At 73.0% G+C, this 19451-nt stretch carries 20 protein-coding genes; 9 read left to right on the forward strand and 11 right to left on the reverse strand.

Features of this window, described 5'->3' with window-relative positions:
* Together K7G61_RS16690 and K7G61_RS16695 are read right to left on the reverse strand one after the other, a co-directional pair.
* Positions 1 to 831, reverse strand: a complete 831-nt coding sequence (locus K7G61_RS16690; protein ID WP_225847647.1) for an ABC transporter ATP-binding protein — start codon at positions 829 to 831, stop codon at positions 1 to 3.
* Positions 828 to 1367 carry a PadR family transcriptional regulator gene (locus K7G61_RS16695; RefSeq protein ID WP_225847649.1) on the reverse strand — a complete coding sequence of 180 codons (540 nt, stop codon included), beginning with the start codon at positions 1365 to 1367 and terminating at the stop codon, positions 828 to 830. Before K7G61_RS16695 ends, K7G61_RS16690 begins: the two co-directional genes overlap by 4 nt.
* A gap of 267 nt (positions 1368 to 1634) precedes the next feature.
* Between K7G61_RS16695 and K7G61_RS16700 the strand changes: the two genes are divergently transcribed.
* Entirely contained in the window at positions 1635 to 1973 is a 339-nt protein-coding gene (locus K7G61_RS16700) for a hypothetical protein (protein WP_225847650.1), read from the forward strand.
* A gap of 45 nt (positions 1974 to 2018) precedes the next feature.
* Here the strand turns inward: K7G61_RS16700 and K7G61_RS16705 are convergent, their stop codons facing one another.
* On the reverse strand, positions 2019 to 2834 hold the full coding sequence (locus tag K7G61_RS16705; RefSeq protein WP_308190641.1) for an alpha-L-glutamate ligase: 816 nt from the start codon (positions 2832 to 2834) through the stop codon (positions 2019 to 2021).
* Entirely contained in the window at positions 2831 to 3754 is a 924-nt protein-coding gene (locus K7G61_RS16710; RefSeq protein WP_225847651.1) for a RimK family alpha-L-glutamate ligase, read from the reverse strand. Before K7G61_RS16710 ends, K7G61_RS16705 begins: the two co-directional genes overlap by 4 nt.
* A gap of 178 nt (positions 3755 to 3932) precedes the next feature.
* Between K7G61_RS16710 and K7G61_RS16715 the strand changes: the two genes are divergently transcribed.
* A complete protein-coding gene (locus K7G61_RS16715; RefSeq protein WP_225847652.1) occupies positions 3933 to 5093 on the forward strand; it encodes a cystathionine gamma-synthase in 1161 nt (386 codons plus the stop codon).
* 89 nt (positions 5094 to 5182) lie between these two features.
* On the opposite strand, the gene K7G61_RS16720 is transcribed toward K7G61_RS16715, so the two are convergent.
* Genes K7G61_RS16720 through K7G61_RS16730 form a run of 3 tightly spaced genes read right to left on the reverse strand, consistent with a single transcriptional unit; the run spans position 5183 to position 6689 of the window.
* On the reverse strand, positions 5183 to 5440 hold the full coding sequence (locus K7G61_RS16720) for a hypothetical protein (RefSeq protein WP_225847653.1): 258 nt from the start codon (positions 5438 to 5440) through the stop codon (positions 5183 to 5185).
* Positions 5437 to 6045, reverse strand: a complete 609-nt coding sequence (locus K7G61_RS16725; RefSeq protein ID WP_308190642.1) for a sigma factor-like helix-turn-helix DNA-binding protein — start codon at positions 6043 to 6045, stop codon at positions 5437 to 5439. The genes K7G61_RS16720 and K7G61_RS16725 overlap by 4 nt, the downstream gene beginning before the upstream one ends.
* A 32-nt stretch (positions 6046 to 6077) precedes the next feature.
* Positions 6078 to 6689: a MarR family winged helix-turn-helix transcriptional regulator gene (locus K7G61_RS16730; protein WP_374204144.1), complete on the reverse strand. Its 612-nt coding sequence runs from the start codon at positions 6687 to 6689 to the stop codon at positions 6078 to 6080.
* A 342-nt stretch (positions 6690 to 7031) separates the two neighbouring features.
* On the opposite strand from K7G61_RS16730, the gene ilvA reads away from it, so the two are divergent.
* The 3 genes from ilvA to K7G61_RS16745 all read left to right on the forward strand — a co-directional run bounded on the left by ilvA (position 7032) and on the right by K7G61_RS16745 (position 10303).
* A complete protein-coding gene (gene ilvA / locus K7G61_RS16735; protein ID WP_225847654.1) occupies positions 7032 to 8252 on the forward strand; it encodes a threonine ammonia-lyase in 1221 nt (406 codons plus the stop codon).
* A gap of 186 nt (positions 8253 to 8438) precedes the next feature.
* On the forward strand, positions 8439 to 9443 hold the full coding sequence (locus K7G61_RS16740) for an ATP-binding cassette domain-containing protein (RefSeq protein WP_225847655.1): 1005 nt from the start codon (positions 8439 to 8441) through the stop codon (positions 9441 to 9443).
* A gap of 5 nt (positions 9444 to 9448) precedes the next feature.
* Positions 9449 to 10303, forward strand: coding sequence for an ABC transporter permease (locus K7G61_RS16745; RefSeq protein WP_374204151.1), 855 nt, complete (start codon positions 9449 to 9451; stop codon positions 10301 to 10303).
* A gap of 155 nt (positions 10304 to 10458) precedes the next feature.
* Here K7G61_RS16745 and greA read toward each other — a convergent pair whose 3' ends face one another.
* Together greA and K7G61_RS16755 are read right to left on the reverse strand one after the other, a co-directional pair.
* On the reverse strand, positions 10459 to 10956 hold the full coding sequence (gene greA, locus K7G61_RS16750) for a transcription elongation factor GreA (protein ID WP_225847656.1): 498 nt from the start codon (positions 10954 to 10956) through the stop codon (positions 10459 to 10461).
* Positions 10957 to 11262: 306 nt separating this feature from the next.
* Entirely contained in the window at positions 11263 to 11670 is a 408-nt protein-coding gene (locus K7G61_RS16755; protein WP_225847658.1) for a DUF4307 domain-containing protein, read from the reverse strand.
* 206 nt (positions 11671 to 11876) lie between these two features.
* Between K7G61_RS16755 and mca the strand changes: the two genes are divergently transcribed.
* From mca to K7G61_RS16770, 3 genes are all read left to right on the forward strand, one after another.
* On the forward strand, positions 11877 to 12749 hold the full coding sequence (mca, locus tag K7G61_RS16760; RefSeq protein ID WP_225847660.1) for a mycothiol conjugate amidase Mca: 873 nt from the start codon (positions 11877 to 11879) through the stop codon (positions 12747 to 12749).
* Between the two features lie 15 nt (positions 12750 to 12764).
* Complete coding sequence (locus K7G61_RS16765; RefSeq protein WP_374204145.1) at positions 12765 to 13148, forward strand: hypothetical protein; 384 nt, start codon at positions 12765 to 12767, stop codon at positions 13146 to 13148.
* A gap of 132 nt (positions 13149 to 13280) precedes the next feature.
* Positions 13281 to 15308, forward strand: a complete 2028-nt coding sequence (locus K7G61_RS16770) for a thioredoxin domain-containing protein (protein ID WP_225847664.1) — start codon at positions 13281 to 13283, stop codon at positions 15306 to 15308.
* 38 nt (positions 15309 to 15346) lie between these two features.
* On the opposite strand, the gene K7G61_RS16775 is transcribed toward K7G61_RS16770, so the two are convergent.
* Positions 15347 to 16045: a hemolysin III family protein gene (locus K7G61_RS16775; RefSeq protein ID WP_225847666.1), complete on the reverse strand. Its 699-nt coding sequence runs from the start codon at positions 16043 to 16045 to the stop codon at positions 15347 to 15349.
* A gap of 269 nt (positions 16046 to 16314) precedes the next feature.
* Here K7G61_RS16775 and K7G61_RS16780 point away from each other — a divergent pair, with 269 nt between their 5' ends.
* The gene (locus K7G61_RS16780) at positions 16315 to 18126 is read left to right on the forward strand and encodes a phosphoenolpyruvate carboxykinase (GTP) (RefSeq protein ID WP_225847667.1); all 1812 of its coding nucleotides are present in this window, start codon (positions 16315 to 16317) and stop codon (positions 18124 to 18126) included.
* Positions 18127 to 18177: 51 nt separating this feature from the next.
* Here K7G61_RS16780 and K7G61_RS16785 read toward each other — a convergent pair whose 3' ends face one another.
* On the reverse strand, positions 18178 to 19389 hold the full coding sequence (locus K7G61_RS16785; protein WP_225847668.1) for a pyridoxal phosphate-dependent aminotransferase: 1212 nt from the start codon (positions 19387 to 19389) through the stop codon (positions 18178 to 18180).
* Positions 19390 to 19451 lie beyond the last annotated feature (62 nt).

Raw genomic sequence — 19451 nt, forward strand, 5'->3', positions numbered from 1 at the left:
TCAGTTCTCCCAGTCCAGCAGCGCGCCGAGCCGGGAGGTGCCGCCGCCGGCGCCCAGGCGGGTGTCGTCGGCGAGCGCTCCGTCGCGCAGGGAGACGACGCGGTCCGCCGTGGCGGCGACGCGCTCGTCATGGGTCACCACGACCAGGGTCTGTCCCGCGGCACGCAACTCGTCGAACAGCCGCAGCACGTCGTGCGTGGCGGCGCTGTCGAGGTTTCCGGTGGGCTCGTCAGCGAGGACGACCAGCGGCTCGTTGACCAGGGCGCGGGCGATGGCGACCCGCTGCCGCTGGCCCCCGGAGAGCTCGGAGGGCAGGCGCCGGGCCCGGTCGGCGAGCCCGGTCCGTTCCAGGAGCGCGGCGGTACGGACCCGGGCGGTACGCGGTGAGGCGCCGGCGAGCAGCGCGGGCAGCTCGATGTTCTCCGCCGCCGTCAGCTCGTCCATCAGGTGGAAGTCCTGGAAGACGAATCCGATCGCCCGGCGGCGCAGACGTGCCAGGGCCCGCTCCGCGAGCCGGTCGACGCGCTGCCCGCCGAGCCACACCTCACCGCTGGAGGGCCGGTCCAGGCCGCCGAGGAGCTGCAGAAGCGTCGACTTGCCGCAGCCGCTGGGTCCGGTCACGGCGAGCGTCTGCCCCTCGGGTACGTCGAGGTCGACCTCGTCGACGGCGCGCACCAGGGTCTCGTCCCGGCCGTACAGGCGCGACAGGCCGACGGCGCGCAGGACCGGCGCGTCGTGCGCGCCGTGCGCGCCGCGCACGGGCCACTCGGCGCCCTGTCTCCCGCCGCGCCGCGCCGCCTGCGTCCTGCCCGGCCGTATGTGTCGCGTCATTCCTCCGCCTTCCCCGCGCGGGTGGTCCGCGTCGACCAGGTCCGCTCGCATGCCTCCAGCCAGCGCAGATCGGCTTGCAGCCGGAGCGCGACGCCCTCCAGGAGCAGCCCGGCCTCCGAGTCCGCGCCTTGGGCGAGGGCGGCGTGCTGGGCCTCGGCGAGGGCGCGCATCAGCTCGCGGCGCCGCGCGTCCACCAGCGCGAGGGGGTCGGCCGTCCCCGACACGGCGGCGGCCACCAGCTTCAGGTGGAACTCCGTGACGTCCGCCCGGGGCCCGGCGCCCTCGGCCATCCACGCGGCCACGCGCTCCTGCCCCGCCGCCGTCAGCGCGTACACCTTGCGCTGCGGCCCGCGCACCGGCTCCTCCACCCGTTCGAGGACCACCAGCCCCGCCTTCTCCAGCCGGGCGAGCGTCACGTAGACCTGCCCCGCGTTCAGCGCCTCCCCCAACGGCCCGAGCGCGGCCGCCAGCCGCCGCCGCAGGTCGTAGCCGTGCGAGGGCTCCTTGACCAGCAGCGCCAGCACCACGTCCTGCACGGACCGCACCTCCCTGTCTGCACGCCAATAGATAACGGTTATCCACCGACCCGTCAAACCGCTGCCGACCGCGGCCCCGGCGTGATGCCCGGCCGAGCGGCCGGCTGTCGGCGTTCGTCAGCGGAGCCTTCCCGGGGCAGGACCGACCCGTTCCGGCGACGGATCACGATCAGGCACCCGCCCGGTGCGTGCCCGTCGGGCCGCTACCCTGCGAGGATGCGGACACCGGGGGTACGGGCGGGCTCCGGCGTTCGGGACGCTCTGCGGGTGACCGTGGCCGGTGGTTGCCTCCTGGTGCAGACCGTGGCGCTGTTCGTTCTCGCCAGTGGCTGGGTGGAGGCGTCGAACGCGTCGCGGGATTGCGGGTACGACGGCACCTGCGTGGACCGTGGACTGTTCGGAGCGACCATCATCGTGGAGCTCGTGACGATCGCGGCCGAGTTCGTGACGGGGGCGGTCCTGTGGGGGCTGCCGTTGTGGCGGCGTCGGCGTTCTCCCGGGGTCGATGACTGGTGGGAACTGTTCACGCTCCGCCTGCCGCGGGTCGTGATGGCGGGATGCCTCCTGTCCGCACTCACCGCGATCGGGTGGGGGCTTCTCGCGTGATCCCGCGGGGCTCGCCCGGTGTCCTTCCGACGTGGCCGGGCCGTCCTACCTGCGGCGGGCGCTGCGCAGGGTCAGTTCGGCCAGGGCCTCGGGGGCGCCGGGCTGGTCGCGGACGCCGGGGAAGGCGTTGATGTCGACGATCAGCGGGCCGGTGGGGGTGGGGATGACGTCGACGCCGTAGACGTCGAGGGCGAAGACCTCGCCGACGCGGGCGACGAGGTCGCGCCAGGTGTCGGGTACGGCGGTACGGGCGGGCGGGGAGGCCTGTGCCTGTGGGGGTGCGGCCAGCTCGGAGCGGCGCACGGCGGCGAAGACATGCGGGCCGACGGCCCAGAGCTTGTGGTCCCACCCGGCGTTCGGCACGAAGTCCTGGACGATGTACGGGCCGGGCGGCGCGTCCGCGGCGAAGTCCCGTACGGCGGACGGGTTTTCCAGCCGTACGACCACGTCGCCCTTGTGGCTGCGCCGGCTCTTGACGACGACGGGCCCGGCGACCGCCGCCTCGCCACGGGCCAGTTCGGCGGCGGACGGGTAGGTACGGGTGGCGGCGAAGGGGAGACCGGCGCGGCGGGCGTCGGCGGCCATCGCCGTACGGTCCTGGCAGCGCGCGGTGGCGGCCGCGGAGTTGAGTACCCGCGCCCCCGCCGCTTCGAGCCCGCGGGCCAGCCGGATCGCCTCCGGGACGCGCGACTTGAGCAGGTACACGTCCGCGGGTTCCCCCGGCGGTTCCCCCGCGTCCGGCGCCAGCACCTCGACGACGGCACCGCCCGACGCGGTGAGCAGCGCGGCGGCCGCCGCCAGCAGCGGATGACGTGGATCCGGCGTGATGAGCCCGACCCTCAGCGGATGCGGCGGCCTCACGGCACCGGCACCACCGCGGGCCCGGGCGCGGACGCGGTGGTGGCGGTCGGCGCGGCGGCGGGCGTGGTGGCGGGCGTGATCGCCGGCGCGCCCGGCGCCGGGGAGGGCCGGCCGGACCGGGCCAGGTCGAGGACGGCGCCGGCGACGCGGGCCACCGCGTCCGGCACCTGGCGGAAGCTCGGGAAGTCGTTGACGTCCACGACGACCGGGCCGTCCGGGGTGAGCAGGACGTCCAGCCCGTACAGGTCGAGGCCGTACACCGCGCCGACCCGCGCGGCGACCGCGGCGACCTCGCGGGAGAGGGGGACCAGGCGTCCGCGGTGGGGGTGGTCGGGGTGCAGCGGTGACCGGTGCTCGGTTGCGTAGATATCCCCGCCGACGCAGTAGACCTTGATGTCGATGCCCGGGTTCGGCACGTACGGCTGCGCGATGAGCAGCCCCTCGCCGCGCAGCTCCGGCACGAGCGCGGTGAGCCGTTCCGGCGTGGCCACCAGGTGCACCGAGCGCCCGGAGCTGCCGTTCGCCGGCTTGACGACCAGCGGGTACTCCGACTCCGGTATCTCCGCGAAGTGTTCGGGCCTCGCGGCGGCGTACGTGGACGGCATCGGCAGCCCGTGCCGCCGCCCGATCGCCGCGGCGAGCGCCTTGTCGCGCACCCCGCGGATGGCCCGGGCGTCGTTGACGGTGACCAGACCGGCGCAGGCCGCGGCCTCCAGCACCGTGAGCCCCGGCCCGCCGGAGACGGTCTTGAGCACCCAGGCGTCATGGCTGCCGGCGGCGACCAGGTCCGTCATCCGCAGCAGCGAACCGCCGGGCCGCAGCACGTCCACGTGGTGGCCCCACGCGTCGAGCTGCCGGACCACCTCGACCGGCAGGCTGTCGTGGAGGTAGTTCTCCTCCACGAGGAAACAGAGTTTCATACGGACTTCCCCCAACCTCCCCGCCCGATGGGCCCGCATGGTGACCGGCGAGGCGTGAAGATCACAGGATGCCATGCGCGGCCGCGGCCCGTCGGCCGATCCCGGCCCGGCGCCCCGCCCCTGCCCGCGCAGGGTCCGTACGGCCCGTACGGGTCGCGCGGCCACTACCCTCGGGGCCATGAGCGATCAGCACAATGTGCGCCATCAGCACTTCGAGACCCTCGCGATCCACGCCGGGCAGCCGGCCGACGCCGCGACCGGGGCCGTGGTGACGCCGATCTACCAGGTGTCGACGTACAAGCAGGACGGCGTCGGCGGGCTGCGCGGCGGCTACGAGTACAGCCGGTCGGCGAACCCGACCAGGACCGCGCTGGAGGAGAACCTCGCGGCGCTGGAGGGCGGCAGGCGCGGGCTGGCCTTCGCGTCCGGGCTCGCCGCCGAGGACTGCCTGCTGCGCACGCTGCTGGCGCCCGGCGACCACGTCGTCATTCCCGGCGACGCCTACGGGGGCACCTTCCGGCTGTTCGCCAAGGTGGTCGAGCGCTGGGGTGTGCAGTGGTCGGTCGCGGACACCTCGGACGTCCAGGCGGTACGGGACGCGGTGCGGCCGCAGACCCGGCTGATCTGGGTCGAGACCCCCTCCAACCCGCTGCTCGGCGTCACGGACATCGAGGCGCTGGCCGGGGTGGCACGGCAGGCGGGCGTGCGGCTGGTGGTCGACAACACCTTCGCCAGCCCGTACCTGCAGCAGCCGCTCGCGCTGGGCGCGGACGTGGTGGTGCACTCGACCACCAAGTACATGGGCGGGCACTCCGACGTGGTCGGCGGCGCGCTGGTCACCTCGGACGCCGCCCTCGGCGAGGAGCTGGCCTACCACCAGAACGCCATGGGCGCGGTGGCCGGGCCGTTCGACGCCTGGCTGGTGATGCGCGGCATCAAGACGCTGGCGGTGCGCATGGACCGGCACAGCGAGAACGCCGGGCGGATCGCCGAGATGCTCGCCGCCCATCCGCGGGTGACCCGCGTCTACTACCCGGGGCTGCCCGAGCACCCCGGGCACGAGGTCGCCGCCAAGCAGATGAAGGCGTTCGGCGGGATGGTGAGCTTCCGGGTCGAGGGCGGCGAGGAGGCGGCCGTCGCGGTGTGCGACCGGGCCCGCCTGTTCACCCTCGGCGAGTCGCTCGGCGGGGTGGAGTCGCTGATCGAGCACCCGGGCCGGATGACCCACGCCTCGGTCGCCGGTTCCGCGCTGGAGGTCCCCGCCGACCTGGTACGCCTGTCGGTCGGCATCGAGGCGGTCGACGACCTGCTGACCGACCTCAAGCAGGCGCTGGGCTGACGGCAGGCGCCGGGCTGATGGCAGGGCGCCGGGCTGACGGCCGGTACGGGCGCGGAGCCGGGCCTGCCCGGCCGGCGGCCCCGGCCCGGTCACGTGCCCGGTGGCAACCAGGCTCCCGTTCCCGTCTGCTGCGAGGGGTCCCGCCACAGAACGGCGGCCAGCACGGCCCCGGCGATCAGCGCCGCCAGCGCCAGCGTCCACAGCAGCGTGCGGACGACCCTGCGCCGGTGGACGATCCGGCGCCCCCGCAGCGCCGCGCGGGCCGCCAGGTCCACCGGCACGGCCGGGTGCGGGGTGTCCAGCAGGCGCCGCACCTCGTCGTCGCGGCGGTTCGGGAGCGGGGTCATGGCGTGATCTCGCCGGTGGGCGGGCCGGGGAGCCGGCGCCGGGCCGTGCCGGCCGTACGGCCGGGGGATCCGCCGGACGGGCCGCCCGCGCCACCCGCGCCCTCCGTTCCGGACCCGGACCCGGCTCCGGACCCGGCCCCGGAGCCCGACCCCGACCGCGCGCCCGCGCCGCCCGCCTCGTCCGTGGGCCGGGACCGCAGGGTGGCGGTGGCGCGGGCGCACAGGGCGCGGACCCGTTCGGCGGGCAGTCCCAGCTGGGCGGCGGTCTGCTCCTCCGCGACGCCCTCGAAGAACCGCAGGGTGACCACGAGCCGCTCCTGCGCGGTCAGCCGGCCGAGCGTCCCGCCGTGCGGCCGCCGCCACCACGGCCGGTGGGCGAAGCGGCGTACGAGTTCACTGCGCGCGTGCTCGTACGGGTCCTCGGCGCGCATCCGGAACCAGTCCGCGTACACCCGGGCCAGGCTCGCCACGAGCAGGTGCTCCGCGGCCTCCCGGTCGCCGGTGAGCAGCACCGCGGAGTGCAGCAGGCGTCCCGCCGCGCCCGCGGTGAACGCCTCGAACTCGGCGTCCCGTCGGTGTTCGGCCTCCGCCCGGCGCTTGCCCACGCGGCCATGGGACGGCAACCATGCGTTTCCGGTCAAGCCCCCTGACGGTCCGGCTGCCGTACGCCGTGCCGTTCCCCGTGCCGTACTTCCTGCCGCTCGTCCTGCCGCTCGTCCTGCCGGTCCGGCTGCCGGTCCTCCTGCCGGTCGGCGGTGCCCGCCTGCTCGTCCGCTTCGTCGCGCAGTCCGGCGTGCCAGTCGGCGAGCGCCTCGTTGAAGCGGACCAGCAGGTCGGTGAAGACCTCCCGCTCCTGCGTGGTCCAGGCGTCGGTGACCTGGGCCATCAGACGGCGGCGGGAGTCGCGTACCTCGTTCAGGCGGCCGCGGCCGCGCGGGGACAGGGCCAGGACGACCGCGCGGCCGTCCTCCGGGTGGGAGGTGCGCTTGACCAGGCCGGTGTCGACCAGCGGCGCGACCTGCCTGGTCACCGTGGAGGAGTCGATGCCCATGGCCTCCGCGAGCGCCTTGACGCCCATCGGGCCCTCCCGGTCGAGCCGGTTGAGCAGCAGATAGGCGGCGCGGTCCATGGAGTTGCGGGCCCGGCCCACGCCGCCGAGCCGGGTCTGTTCGGCGCGGCGGGCGAAGAGGGCGACCTGGTGCTGGAGCCGCTCAAGGAGTTCGGTCGAGGTCTCCGTTGGGTTGGACATGACCTGAAAGCTCGCGATCTCTCGGTTCTGCGGTGAGGGTTTGGTGAGGGTGAACGAGGGTGGGTGAGGGTGGGTGGGGCTGAAGTTGGGATGAAGAGTACGCGGCGCCGGTGGCGGAGGGGCCGTTCCGGCCAAACAGCAATCCGGTCCTGACGCGCTCCTGACCCGGTCCTGACCGGGCCCTGACCCGTTCCTGGTCCGTTCCCGACCGCTCTCGGCCGTTACCAGCTGCTCCCGACCGTTCCCGGCCGGGCGGACCCGTCGCGTACGGCGGTGGACACGAGCGCCCGGGCGAGGGTCACGGGCCGTCGGCCGGCGCGGGCGACTGCGAGACTGGATCTCATGGACGCAACGGGGTCGCAGACGATCACCCTCGACGACGTGCGCGGCGCGCACAAGATGCTGTCCGGGGTCGCCCGGATCACCCCCATGGAAGGCTCCCGCCACCTGTCGTCGCTGGTCGGGGCGCCGGTGCAGCTCAAGTGCGAGAACCTTCAGCGGACCGGCTCGTTCAAGATCCGCGGCGCCTACGTCCGTATCGCCGGCCTGCGCCAGGAGGAGCGCGCGGCCGGGGTGGTCGCGGCCAGCGCCGGCAACCACGCGCAGGGAGTGGCGCTCGCGGCCTCGCTGCACGGGGTGCGCTCCACGGTGTTCATGCCGGTCGGCGCCCCGCTGCCGAAGGTCGCCGCGACCCGGGAGTACGGCGCCGAGGTGCGGCTGCACGGCACGGTCGTCGACGAGACGCTGCGGGCGGCCCAGGAGTACGCGGAGGAGACCGGCGCGGTCTTCATCCACCCCTTCGACCATCCCGACATCATCGCCGGGCAGGGCACGGTCGGCCTGGAGATCCTGGAGCAGTGCCCCGAGGTGCGCACGATCCTGGTGGGCGTCGGCGGCGGCGGGCTGATTGCGGGGCTGGCCGTCGCGGTCAAGTCGCTGCGGCCGGACGTGCGGATCGTCGGCGTGCAGGCCGCGGGGGCGGCCGCGTACCCGCCGTCGCTCGCGGCCGGGCGGCCGGTGACGCTCGGCTCGGTGGCCACCATGGCGGACGGCATCATGGTCGGCCGGCCCGGGGACATACCGTTCGCGGTCGTACGCGACCTGGTGGACGAGGTCGTCACGGTCGGCGAGGACCAGCTCTCCTCGGCGGTGCTGCTGTGCCTGGAGCGGGCCAAGCTGGTGGCGGAGCCGGCCGGGGCGAGCCCGGTGGCGGCGCTGCTGGCCGCGCCCGAGTCGTTCCAGGGGCCGTTGGTGGCGGTGCTGTCCGGCGGCAACGTGGACCCGTTGCTGCTGCAGCGCATCCTGCGGCACGGCATGTCGGCGGCCGGCCGCTACCTGTCGCTGCGGCTGCGGCTGACCGACCGCCCGGGGGCGCTGGCCACGATGCTGGGAGTGCTGTCAGTGGTGGACGCTAACGTGCTTGACGTCAGTCATGTGCGGACCGATCCCCGGCTGGGACTGACCGAGGCCGAGGTCGAACTGCACCTGGAGACGAAGGGCCCCGAGCATTGCGCCGCGGTCGGCGCGGCACTGGAGGACGCCGGGTACACGGTGATCGCCTGACCCGATCCGATAATTGGGTTGACGCGATATATCGCGTCTGGCATCCTCGCGTCCTATCGTGAAGGTGCCGCCCGTCGCGGGCGCACGGGGGCACGTCGATCGGTGCCGGCCGATGAGTTCCGGCCGGCCCGGCGGTCAACCCGACCGCAAGCACCAGCAACCGACCAACCGACGGGAGCGAAGAACATGCCGGGCGCGATCTACGCCGAGGGTCTCGTGAAGACCTTCGGCGACGTCAAGGCCCTGGGGGGAGTGGATCTCGACGTACCGGAGGGGACCGTCCTCGGCCTGCTCGGCCCGAACGGCGCGGGCAAGACCACCGCCGTCCGGGTCCTGACCACCCTGCTCCGGCCCGACAGCGGCAAGGCCGTGGTGGCGGGCATCGACGTGCTGAAGCACCCCAACGAGGTCCGCCGGCGGATCGGCCTGTCCGGGCAGTTCGCGGCCGTCGACGAGTACCTGACCGGCCGGGAGAACCTGCAGATGGTCGGCCGGCTCTACCAGCTGGGCGCGAAGGCGGCCCGGGCCCGGGCCGACGAGCTGCTGGAGCGGTTCAACCTCGCCGACGCGGCCAACCGCCCCTCCAAGACGTACTCCGGCGGTATGCGCCGCCGGCTCGACCTGGCCGCCGCCCTGGTGGTCAGCCCGCCGGTGATGTTCATGGACGAGCCCACCACCGGGCTCGACCCGCGCAACCGGCAGCAGTTGTGGGAGGTCATCCAGGAACTGGTCGCGGGCGGCACCACCTTGCTGCTGACCACCCAGTACCTGGAGGAGGCCGACCACCTCGCCCACGACATCTGCGTGATCGACCAGGGCACGGTCATCGCGCGCGGCACCTCCGACGAGCTCAAGGCGCAGACCGGCGGCGAGCGGGTGCAGGTCGTGGTCCACGAGCGGGACCGGATCGACGACGCCGTGCGCATACTGGCCGCCCGCGGCAAGGGCGAGGCCGAGGTCGAGCAGCACACCCGCGAGATCACCGTCCCGGTCACCGGCGGCGCCAAGCTGCTCGCCGAGATCATCCGCGACCTGGACGCCCAGGGCATCGAGATCGACGACATCGGTCTGCGCCGCCCCACCCTCGACGACGTGTTCATCTCGCTGACCGGCCACAGGGCCGAGGAGGCGAAGGCCGGCGCGACGGACGATGCCGCCGCCGAGCCGGTCGTACAGGAGGCCGTGAAGTGACCACCGTGACCGAATCCACCGAGGCCGCCGAGTCCACCCTGGCGCCCGCCGCCGCCGGCGGCCTCGTCCAGTCGATGCGCGACTCGCTGGTGATCGCCAAGCGGAACCTGCTGCGCATGATGCGCATCCCCGAGATGGTGGTCTTCGGACTCATCCAGCCGATCATGTTCGTGGTGCTGTTCAGCTACGTCTTCGGCGGCTCGGTGAACGTCGGCGGCACCTTCTCGGCCGGCTCCTACCGCGAGTTCCTGATGGGCGGCATCTTCGCCCAGACGGTCACCTTCGCCACCGCGGGAGCGGGCGCCGGCATCGCCGACGACATGAACAAGGGCCTGATCGACCGGTTCCGCTCGCTGCCGATGTCCCGCGGCGCGGTCCTCACCGGCCGTACGCTGGCCGACTCCGTGCAGACCGCGCTGACCGTCGTCGTGCTGGCGATCGTCGGCGTGCTGGTCGGCTGGCGCATCCACAACGGCGTCCCGAAGATGCTCGGCGCCTTCGCGCTGCTGCTCCTGCTGGGGTACGCGTTCTCGTGGATCGGCGCGCTGATCGGCCTGAGCGTGCGCACCCCGGAGGCGGCCACCTCCGGCGGCCTGATCTGGCTCTTTCCGGTGACCTTCGTGTCCAACGCCTTCGTCAACCCGCAGTTCATGCCGACCTGGCTGCAGCACGTCGCCGAGTGGAACCCGTTCAGCGCCACCGTCCAGGCCAGCAGGACCCTGTTCGGCAACCCCGGTGTGGTCAAGTCCGGCGCGTGGCCGATGCAGCACCCGGTGTGGGCCTCGCTGCTGTGGTCGATCGTGATCATCGTGGTCTTCCGCACCCTGGCGGTCCGCAAGTACCGCTCGGCGACGGCCTGAACCGTCCGACCGTATGACCGCACGACCGCGCGGTGAACGCTGAAGGAGCCCCGGCCTGTCCCGGCCGGGGCTCCTGTCGCGGGTGGGCGCGTCGTACGCGCCGCCGCCTGTCCTTGTGTTACGCGGGTGCCGCGCGGGTGCCGTACCCGCCCGGCTCAGCCCCGGTAGGGCTTCACGTCGAGGATGCGGACCGTCGCGGTCTTGCCGTTGGGCAGTTCGTACGTGGCGTCCTCGCCGGTCCTCTTGCCGGTGACGCCGCGACCGAGCGGGGACTGCGGCGAGTACGTGTCCATGTCGCCGGCCACCCCCTCGCGGGAGCCCAGCAGGAAGGTCATCGCGTCGTCGGGGTCCCCGTCGAACGCGACCGTGACGACCATGCCCGGCGCCACCACGCCGTCGTCCGCCGGGGCCTCGCCCACCTTGGCGGTCTCCAGGATCTGGGTGAGCTGGCGGATGCGCAGCTCCAGCTTGCCCTGGTCCTCACGCGCCGCGTGATAACCCGCGTTCTCCTTGAGATCGCCTTCCTGGCGGGCTTCCTCGATCTTGGCGACGATCTCGGCGCGCGCCGGACCAGACAGATGCTCCAGCTCGGCCTTGAGCTGGTCGTACGCCGCCTGGGTGAGCCAGGTGACGTTGTCGCTGGTCTGGGTCACAGGTGCTCCTCGTCGGTACATGTGGTGCCGTGTGCCTGTCCGGCGGACTTCCCGCGGACGGTGCTCCCCCCACAGCGTGGCGTGGGGGCACCCCCAGCCGCGTGCGCGGCCGGCGGGTCGCCCCCGCGAGCCGGTACGGGCGCCCCCGGCACGCGCCGGGAGTGCCCCCACCCGATGAACAAGTGCATTGCCATCGGTCACCGGGGCGAAACCACGAGCCTAACAATTACTGGTCGTGGACGGGAGCGATAAACACCCCGGCGGGGGACGCCGGACGCTTCCCTCATGGACGCGCGGCCGGCGCGGTCAGCCTTTGGCGGCCTTCCCACAGTGCACCAGCTCGCCGGTCTCGCCGCGCGCGGTGGTGCGCACCGTCACCACCGTGTCCACCTGCTCGGCGTGCTGGGCCAGCCGGACGTCCTTGCGGCCCACCTCGTTGTGCTCCTTGTCCTGCGAGCGCAGGGTGCACACGGCGACGGTGCCCGCGCCCTTGTGGACCTCCAGGTGGATCTCCATCGCCTGGTCGGACACCGCGCGGAAGGCCACCACCTGGCCGCTGACCTGGTCGCCGGTCAGCGACGTCCAGCCGTACCAGCCGATGCCGAGCACCGCCAGCGCGCCCAGCACGATCGCGGCGATCCGCAGTTGCCGGTCGGCGCGGGCGTCGGCGTCGGGGCCGCGCCCGTAGCGGTCGGCGGGCCGTACGGCCGTCATGGTCGTTCCTCCTGCGCGAGGCGGGCGGTACGGGCGCCGGCACCGGATCCGGCCCGTTCTCCCGCCCGTGGAATTTTTCGTCCCCGCACTCGGTCACTATAGGAGGTGCCTCCTCGGCCGACGGAGGGGGCCGGGGGTGGCGACGGGCGGACCCGGGGCACACCCCAGCAGACCCCGAGGACGACGAGGACGACGAGGACCCCGCCTTGACCGAGCAGCTCCGGCTGATGGCCGTGCACGCCCACCCCGACGACGAGTCCAGCAAAGGCGCGGCCACCATGGCCAAATACGTGTCGGAGGGGGTGGACGTCCTGGTCGCCACATGCACCGGCGGCGAGCGCGGCTCGGTGCTCAACCCCAAGCTCCAGGGCGACCCGTACATCGAGGAGCACATCCACGAGGTGCGCGCCAAGGAGATGGAGGAGGCCCGCGAGATCCTCGGCGTCGAGCAGTCCTGGCTGGGCTTCGTGGACTCCGGGCTGCCCGAGGGCGACCCGCTGCCGCCGCTGCCCGAGGGCTGCTTCGCGCTGCAGGACGTGGACGAGGCGGCCGGCGTCCTGGTGAAGCTGATCCGCGAGTTCCGGCCGCACGTGATCACCACGTACGACGAGAACGGCGGCTACCCGCACCCCGACCACATCATGACCCACAAGATCTCGGTGGTCGCCTTCGAGGCGGCCGGCGACCCCGAGCGCTACCCCGAGGCGGGCGAGCCGTGGACCCCGCTGAAGCTCTACTACAACCAGGGCTTCAACAAGCAGCGCACGGTCGCCCTGCACGAGGCGCTGCTCGCCCGCGGCCTGGAGTCGCCGTACGGGGAGTGGCTCAAGCGCTGGGACGACTCCGACCGCCCCGAGCGCACCATCACCACCCGCGTGCCCTGCGGTGAGTTCTTCGAGGTCCGGGACAAGGCGCTGATCGCGCACGCCACCCAGATCGACCCCGACGGCTCCTGGTTCCACGTCCCCATGGACGTCCAGCGCGAGATCTGGCCCACCGAGGACTACGAGCTGGCCCGCTCGCTGGTGGACGTCTCGCTGCCCGAGTCGGACCTCTTCGCGGGCATCCGCGACGCCTGAGCAACAATGGTGGGCGTGACTCCTTCCGCCGCGCACAGTCTCGCCCACCCCGTGGCCCAGGGCCTCGTGCCGCTCGCCCAGGACCTCGACCAGAAGAAGGTGACGCCCGGCCTCCTCGGATTCGTGGTCTTCGCCGTCATGGCCGTCGGGCTGTGGGCGCTCATGAAGAACATGGGCAAGCAGATGAAGAAGATCGACTTCGAGGAGCGGCCGGCCGCCGAGCCGCGCCCGGCCGCCACCGCCTCCGCCACGAAGGCCGACGCCACGACGACCGCGAAGGCCGACGCCACGACGGCCGCGAAGGGCGCCGCACGCACCGCGAACGCCGCCGCCGGCGCCGAGCGGCCCGCGTCCCTCGGCAAGCAGCGCTCCTCCGGGCCGGACTCCGACCGGCCGTAGCACCGCCGCAGCCCGTCCGCACCCGACTCGCGGACGACCGGCACCCGACCCGCGGACGACCGGCAGGAGACGGGCGCGCGGCGCGCCCGCGCGCGCCGACGGGGCGCGGGCGGGGCGTGAGAGGCTGACTGTGTGAACCGACTCGGGGACGCGACATCGCCTTACCTGCTGCAGCACGCGGACAATCCGGTGGACTGGTGGCCGTGGGGGGAGGAGGCGTTCGCGGAGGCGGGCAAGCGCGGGGTGCCCGTGCTGCTGAGCGTCGGGTATTCCAGCTGCCACTGGTGCCATGTGATGGCGCACGAGTCGTTCGAGGACGAGGCGACGGCGGCGTACCTCAACGAGCACTTCGTGGCGATCAAGGTGGACCGCGAGGAGCGGCCCGACGTCGACGCCGTCTACATGGAGGCGGTGCAGGCCGCGACCGGGCAGGGCGGCTGGCCGATGACCGTGTTCCTGACGCCCGGCGGCGAGCCGTTCTACTTCGGCACGTACTTCCCGCCGGTGGCCCGGCAGGGCATGCCCGGGTTCCGGGACGTGCTCCAGGGCGTGGTCGCGGCGTGGCGCGACCGGCGCGAGGAGGTCGGCGAGGTCGCGCGCCGGATCGTGGGGGAGCTGACGGAGCGCGCGGGGGCGTACGGGGTGTCGGCCGCGCCCGGCGAGAGCGAGACGGCCGCCGCGCTGCTCGGGCTCACCAGGGAGTACGACCCGGCGTACGGCGGGTTCGGCGGTGCGCCGAAGTTCCCGCCGTCGATGGCGCTGGAGTTCCTGCTGCGCCACCACGCCCGCGCCGGCGCCGAGGGCGCGCTGCAGATGGCCCGCGACACCTGCGAGGCGATGGCCCGCGGCGGGCTGTACGACCAGCTCGCGGGCGGGTTCGCCCGCTACAGCACCGACCGCACCTGGACCGTGCCGCACTTCGAGAAGATGCTGTACGACAACGCCCTGCTCACCCGGGTGTACGCGCATCTGTGGCGGGCCACCGGCTCCGACCTGGCCCGGCGGGTCGCGCTGGAGACCGCCGACTTCCTCGTCGCGGAACTGGCCACCACCGAGGGCGGCTTCGCCTCCGCGCTGGACGCCGACAGCGACGACGGCACCGGACGCCACGCCGAGGGCGCGTACTACGTGTGGACCCCCGACCTGCTCACCGCGGAGCTCGGCCCGGCGGACGGGGAGTTCGCGGCCGCGTACTTCGGCGTTACCGAGGAGGGCACCTTCGAGCACGGCACCTCCGTCCTGCGGCTGCCGCAGGGCGGCGCGGTGGCCGACGCCGAGCGGGTCGCCTCGGTGCGCGAGCGGCTGCTGGCCGCGCGCGGCAGGCGCCCGCGGCCGGGCAGGGACGACAAGGTGGTGGCCGCCTGGAACGGCCTGGCGATCGCCGCGCTCGCCGAGACCGGCGCCTACTTCGACCGGCCCGACCTCGTGCAGGCCGCCGTGGACGCCGCCGACCTGCTGATCAGGGTGCACCTGGACCCGCGCGGACGGCTGCTGCGCACCTCGCGGGACGGCGTCCCCGGCGGCAACGCGGGCGTCCTGGAGGACTACGGCGACGTGGCCGAGGGCTTCCTGGCGCTGGCGTCGGTCACCGGCGACGGCGTCTGGCTGGACTTCGCCGGGCTGCTGCTGGACGCGGTGCTGCGGCACTTCACGGCGCCGGACGGGACGCTGTACGACACCGCGGACGACGCGGAGCGGCTGATCAGGCGCCCGCAGGACCCGACCGACAACGCCGCGCCCTCGGGGTGGACGGCGGCGGCCGGGGCGCTGCTGTCGTACGCCGCGCACACCGGCTCGGACAAGCACCGGGCGGCCGCCGAACGCGCGCTCGGCGTGGTGGGCGCGCTGGCCCCGCGTGCCCCGCGTTTCATCGGCTGGGGCCTCGCGGTGGCCGAGGCGGCGCTGGACGGGCCGCGCGAGGTGGCCGTGGTCGGCCCCACCGCGGACCCGCGCACCGCCGAGCTGCACCGTACCGCGCTGCTGGGCGCGGCCCCCGGCGCGGTCGTGGCCGTCGGGGAGGAGGGCTCCACCGAGTTCCCGCTGCTGCGCGACCGCCCGGCCCGCGGCGGCCGGCCCGCCGCGTACGTCTGCCGCCACTTCGTCTGCGACGCGCCGACCTCCGACCCGCGCACGCTGCGCTCCCAGCTCCGCCCCGCGTAGGGCGGCGCGGGCGGCGCATGCCGCGCGGGCCGCGCGGGCTACGCGTGGGTGTACGCGACCAGGGAGATCCCCACGTAGTGGACGATGAACCCGGCCAGCGTGAAGGAGTGGAAGAGCTCGTGGAAGCCGAACCAGCGCGGTGACGGGTTGGGCCGCTTGAAGCCGTAGATCGCGGCGCCGAGGCTGTAGAGCACGCCGCCGAGGAGGACGCAGACCAGCACGGCCACGCCGCCGGCGTGCAGGAAGTCCGGCAGGAAGAACACCGCGACCCAGCCGAGCGCGATGTAGCAGGGCGTGTACAGCCAGCGAGGGGCGCCGACCCAGAAGACCCGGAAGGCGATCCCGGCCAGCGCGCCCGCCCACACCAGCCACAGCAGCAGCTCCGACGTGGCGCCGGGCAGCAGCAGGATCGTGAGCGGCGTGTAGGTGCCCGCGATGATCAAAAAGATGTTCGCATGGTCAAGTCGCCGCAAAATTCCGGAGACCTTCGGACCCCAGTTGCCACGGTGGTACAGCGCGCTCACGCCGAAGAGTGCGCAGGCGGTCACCGTGAAGACGGCACACGCGATGCGTCCCCTGACGCTGTTCGCACCCGCCGTGAGCGCGACACCGGAAACCAGCGCCGCTGGGAACATCCCGGCGTGCAGCCACCCTCTGAGCTTGGGTTTTACCAGTTTCGGCAGGTCGACTCCGTCGACAGCGGGAGACGTTCCCGCGGCCTCGTCCACAGCGCTCATGGCGCCAATCTTACCTACGGACCCGTAGGTTACCCCCTCGTAGGAAAACCGTTTCGCGTGTGGCGGTGCTCACCCTGCGTGCTCTGGACAGATTCATTTGAAGCCCTACACACTCATATGAGTGCGGTCGGCACCGGATGAGCACCACGACGTCGTCCGGGCCGCAGCCCCCAAGGGGCCAGGGCCCGCCCCCTCCCACCGGGCGGCCCGACAACCGAACCCTCAATTTGTGACGCCGGTCTGTGCGGACCCGGCGGGACGGAGCGATCGTGGCGCGCGGCTTTACAGCTCCCACCAGGCATCAGGAACTGCTCACCTGGGTCGGCGAGATCGCCGAACTGACCCAGCCCGACGAGATCGTGTGGTGCGACGGATCCGAGGAGGAGTACCAGCGCCTCGCCGGGGAACTCGTCGCCAAGGGCACCTTCACGAAACTCGATCCCACCCTTCGCCCCAACTCGTACTACGCCGCCTCCGACCCCTCCGACGTGGCGCGGGTCGAGGACCGGACGTTCATCTGCTCCGAGCGCGAGGCCGACGCCGGCCCGACCAACCACTGGAAGGACCCCGCCGAGATGCGGGAGATCTTCACCGGGGCGGACGGGGTGTTCCGCGGCGCGATGCGCGGCCGGACGATGTACGTCGTCCCGTTCTGCATGGGCCCGCTCGGCTCGCCGCTGTCCGCCCTGGGCGTGGAGATCACCGACTCCGCGTACGTGGCGGTCTCGATGCGCACGATGACCCGCATGGGCAGCGCGGTGCTCGACGAACTCGGCGAGGACGGCGGCTTCGTGAAGGCCGTCCACTCCGTGGGCGCGCCGCTGGAGCCGGGCCGGGCCGACGTCGCCTGGCCGTGCAACCCGACGAAGTACATCTCGCACTTCCCCGAGAGCCGCGAGATCTGGTCGTACGGCTCCGGCTACGGCGGCAACGCGCTGCTGGGCAAGAAGTGCTACGCCCTGCGGATAGCCTCCGTCATGGCCCGCGACGAGGGCTGGCTGGCCGAGCACATGCTGATCCTCAAGCTGACCCCGCCGCGCGGGGAGGCCAAGTACGTGGCCGCCGCCTTCCCCTCGGCCTGCGGCAAGACCAACCTCGCGATGCTGGAGCCGACGATCTCCGGCTGGACGGTGGAGACCATCGGCGACGACATCGCGTGGATGCGGTTCGGCGAGGACGGACGGCTGTACGCGATCAACCCCGAGGCCGGCTTCTTCGGCGTCGCGCCCGGCACCGGCGAGCACACCAACGCCAACGCCATGAAGACGATGTACGCCAATTCGATCTTCACCAACGTCGCCCTCACCGACGACGGCGACGTGTGGTGGGAGGGCATGACCGAGGAGCCCCCGGCCCACCTGACGGACTGGAAGGGCAACGACTGGACGCCCGCCTCCGGCACCCCGGCCGCCCACCCCAACGCCCGCTTCACCGTGCCGGCCGCCCAGTGCCCGATCATCGCCCCGGAGTGGGAGGACCCGCGGGGCGTGCCGATCTCGGCGATCCTCTTCGGCGGGCGCCGCGCCTCCGCGATCCCGCTGGTCACCGAGTCCTTCGACTGGCAGCACGGCGTCTTCCTCGGCGCGAACGTCGCCAGCGAGAAGACCGCCGCCGCCGAGGGCAAGGTCGGCGAACTGCGCCGCGACCCGTTCGCCATGCTGCCCTTCTGCGGCTACAACATGGGCGACTACTTCGGCCACTGGATCGAGCTGGGCAAAACCCACGACCCGGCGAAGCTCCCGAAGATCTACTACGTCAACTGGTTCCGCAAGGACGCCGACGGCCGCTTCGTGTGGCCCGGGTTCGGCGAGAACAGCCGCGTCCTGAAGTGGATCGTCGACCGGCTGAACGGCCGGGCGGAAGGGGTGGAGACCCCGATCGGCGTCCTGCCGGCCCCCGGCGCCCTCGACACCGGAGGGCTCGGCCTGTCCCAGGAGGACCTCGACCTCCTCCTCGGCGTCGACCGCGAGGTCTGGCGGGAGGAGGCGGCCCTCATCCCGCCCCACCTGGAGACCTTCGGCGAGCACACGCCCAAGGAGCTGTGGGACGAGTACCGGGCGCTGGTCGAGCGGCTCGGCTGAGCCGAGGTGCCGTACGGGGGCCGCGGGGCATACCCCCGCGGCCCCGCGGCGCTACGGCTGCACGTACCCCTCGAGGAACCGGCCGATGCGGGTCACCGCGTCGGTCAGGTCCTCCTTCGACGGCAGGGTGACCAGGCGGAAGTGGTCCGGCTCCGGCCAGTTGAAGCCGGTGCCCTGGACGACCAGGATCCGCTCGGCCCGCAGCAGGTCGAGCACCATCTGCTGGTCGTCCTTGATCTTGTAGACCTGGGGGTCCAGCCGCGGGAAGGCGTAGAGCGCGCCCTTGGGCTTGACGCAGGTCACGCCGGGGATCGCGGTCAGGGCCTCGTACGCGGCGTCGCGCTGCTCGGACAGGCGCCCGCCCGGCAGGACCAGGTCCTTGATCGACTGGCGGCCGCCGAGGGCGGTGGCGATCGCGTGCTGGGCGGGCACGTTCGCGCACAGCCGCATGTTCGCCAGGATGGTCAGGCCCTCGATGTAGCTGGTGGCGTGCGCCTTGGGGCCGCAGACAGCCAGCCAGCCGCTGCGGTAGCCGGCCACCCGGTACGCCTTGGACAGGCCGTTGAAGGTGAGGGTCAGCAGGTCCGGGGCGAGGGCGGCGAAGGGGGTGTGGACGGCGTCGTCGTAGAGGATCTTGTCGTAGATCTCGTCGGCGCACACGATGAGCCGGTGCCGGCGGGCGATCTCGGCGAAGCCGCGCAGCAGAGCGTCGTCGTACACCGCGCCCGTGGGGTTGTTCGGGTTGATCAGGACGATCGCCTTGGTGCGGTCGGTGACCTTGCTCTCGATGTCGGCCAGGTCGGGGAACCAGTCCGCGCCCTCGTCGCAGCGGTAGTGCACCGCGGTGCCGCCGGACAGCGACACGGCGGCCGTCCACAGCGGGTAGTCCGGCGCGGGCACCAGCACCTCGTCGCCGTCGTCCAGCAGCGCCTGCATCGACATCTGGATCAGCTCGGACACGCCGTTGCCGAGGTAGATGTCCTCGACGTCCAAGTCGACGCCCTTGGTCTGGTAGTACTGCATCACCGCGCGCCGGGCCGGCAGCAGTCCCTTGGAGTTCACGTAGCCGTGGGCCGTGCCCAGCGACCTGAGCATGTCCTCCAGGATCTCCGGCGGGCACTCGAACCCGAACGGAGCGGGGTTGCCGGTGTTCAGCTCCAGGATGCGGTGACCCGCGGCCTGAAGCCGCATCGCCTCTTCGAGAACCGGGCCGCGGATGTCGTAGCAGACATTGGCGAGCTTCGTTGACTGGATCACCTGCATGCCGGTCACCTTACGGGCACGTAACGCGGCGCGCTCGGTGTTTCTCACCACGTGGACGGTGT

The sequence above is a fragment of the Streptomyces sp. HPF1205 genome, from assembly GCF_020400825.1.
Classification (GTDB): Bacteria; Actinomycetota; Actinomycetes; order Streptomycetales; family Streptomycetaceae; genus Actinacidiphila.

Coding starts and splice junctions, on each gene's coding strand:
- K7G61_RS16755 (WP_225847658.1), bottom strand. CDS start 11,670: ATGACGGCCGTACGGCCCGCCGACCGCTACGGGCGCGGCCCCGACGCC.
- K7G61_RS16690 (WP_225847647.1), bottom strand. CDS start 831: ATGACGCGACACATACGGCCGGGCAGGACGCAGGCGGCGCGGCGCGGC.
- K7G61_RS16720 (WP_225847653.1), bottom strand. CDS start 5,440: ATGACCCCGCTCCCGAACCGCCGCGACGACGAGGTGCGGCGCCTGCTG.
- K7G61_RS16775 (WP_225847666.1), bottom strand. CDS start 16,045: ATGAGCGCTGTGGACGAGGCCGCGGGAACGTCTCCCGCTGTCGACGGA.
- K7G61_RS16740 (WP_225847655.1), top strand. CDS start 8,439: ATGCCGGGCGCGATCTACGCCGAGGGTCTCGTGAAGACCTTCGGCGAC.
- K7G61_RS16785 (WP_225847668.1), bottom strand. CDS start 19,389: ATGCAGGTGATCCAGTCAACGAAGCTCGCCAATGTCTGCTACGACATC.
- ilvA (WP_225847654.1), top strand. CDS start 7,032: ATGGACGCAACGGGGTCGCAGACGATCACCCTCGACGACGTGCGCGGC.
- K7G61_RS16715 (WP_225847652.1), top strand. CDS start 3,933: ATGAGCGATCAGCACAATGTGCGCCATCAGCACTTCGAGACCCTCGCG.
- K7G61_RS16730 (WP_374204144.1), bottom strand. CDS start 6,689: ATGTCCAACCCAACGGAGACCTCGACCGAACTCCTTGAGCGGCTCCAG.
- K7G61_RS16710 (WP_225847651.1), bottom strand. CDS start 3,754: ATGAAACTCTGTTTCCTCGTGGAGGAGAACTACCTCCACGACAGCCTG.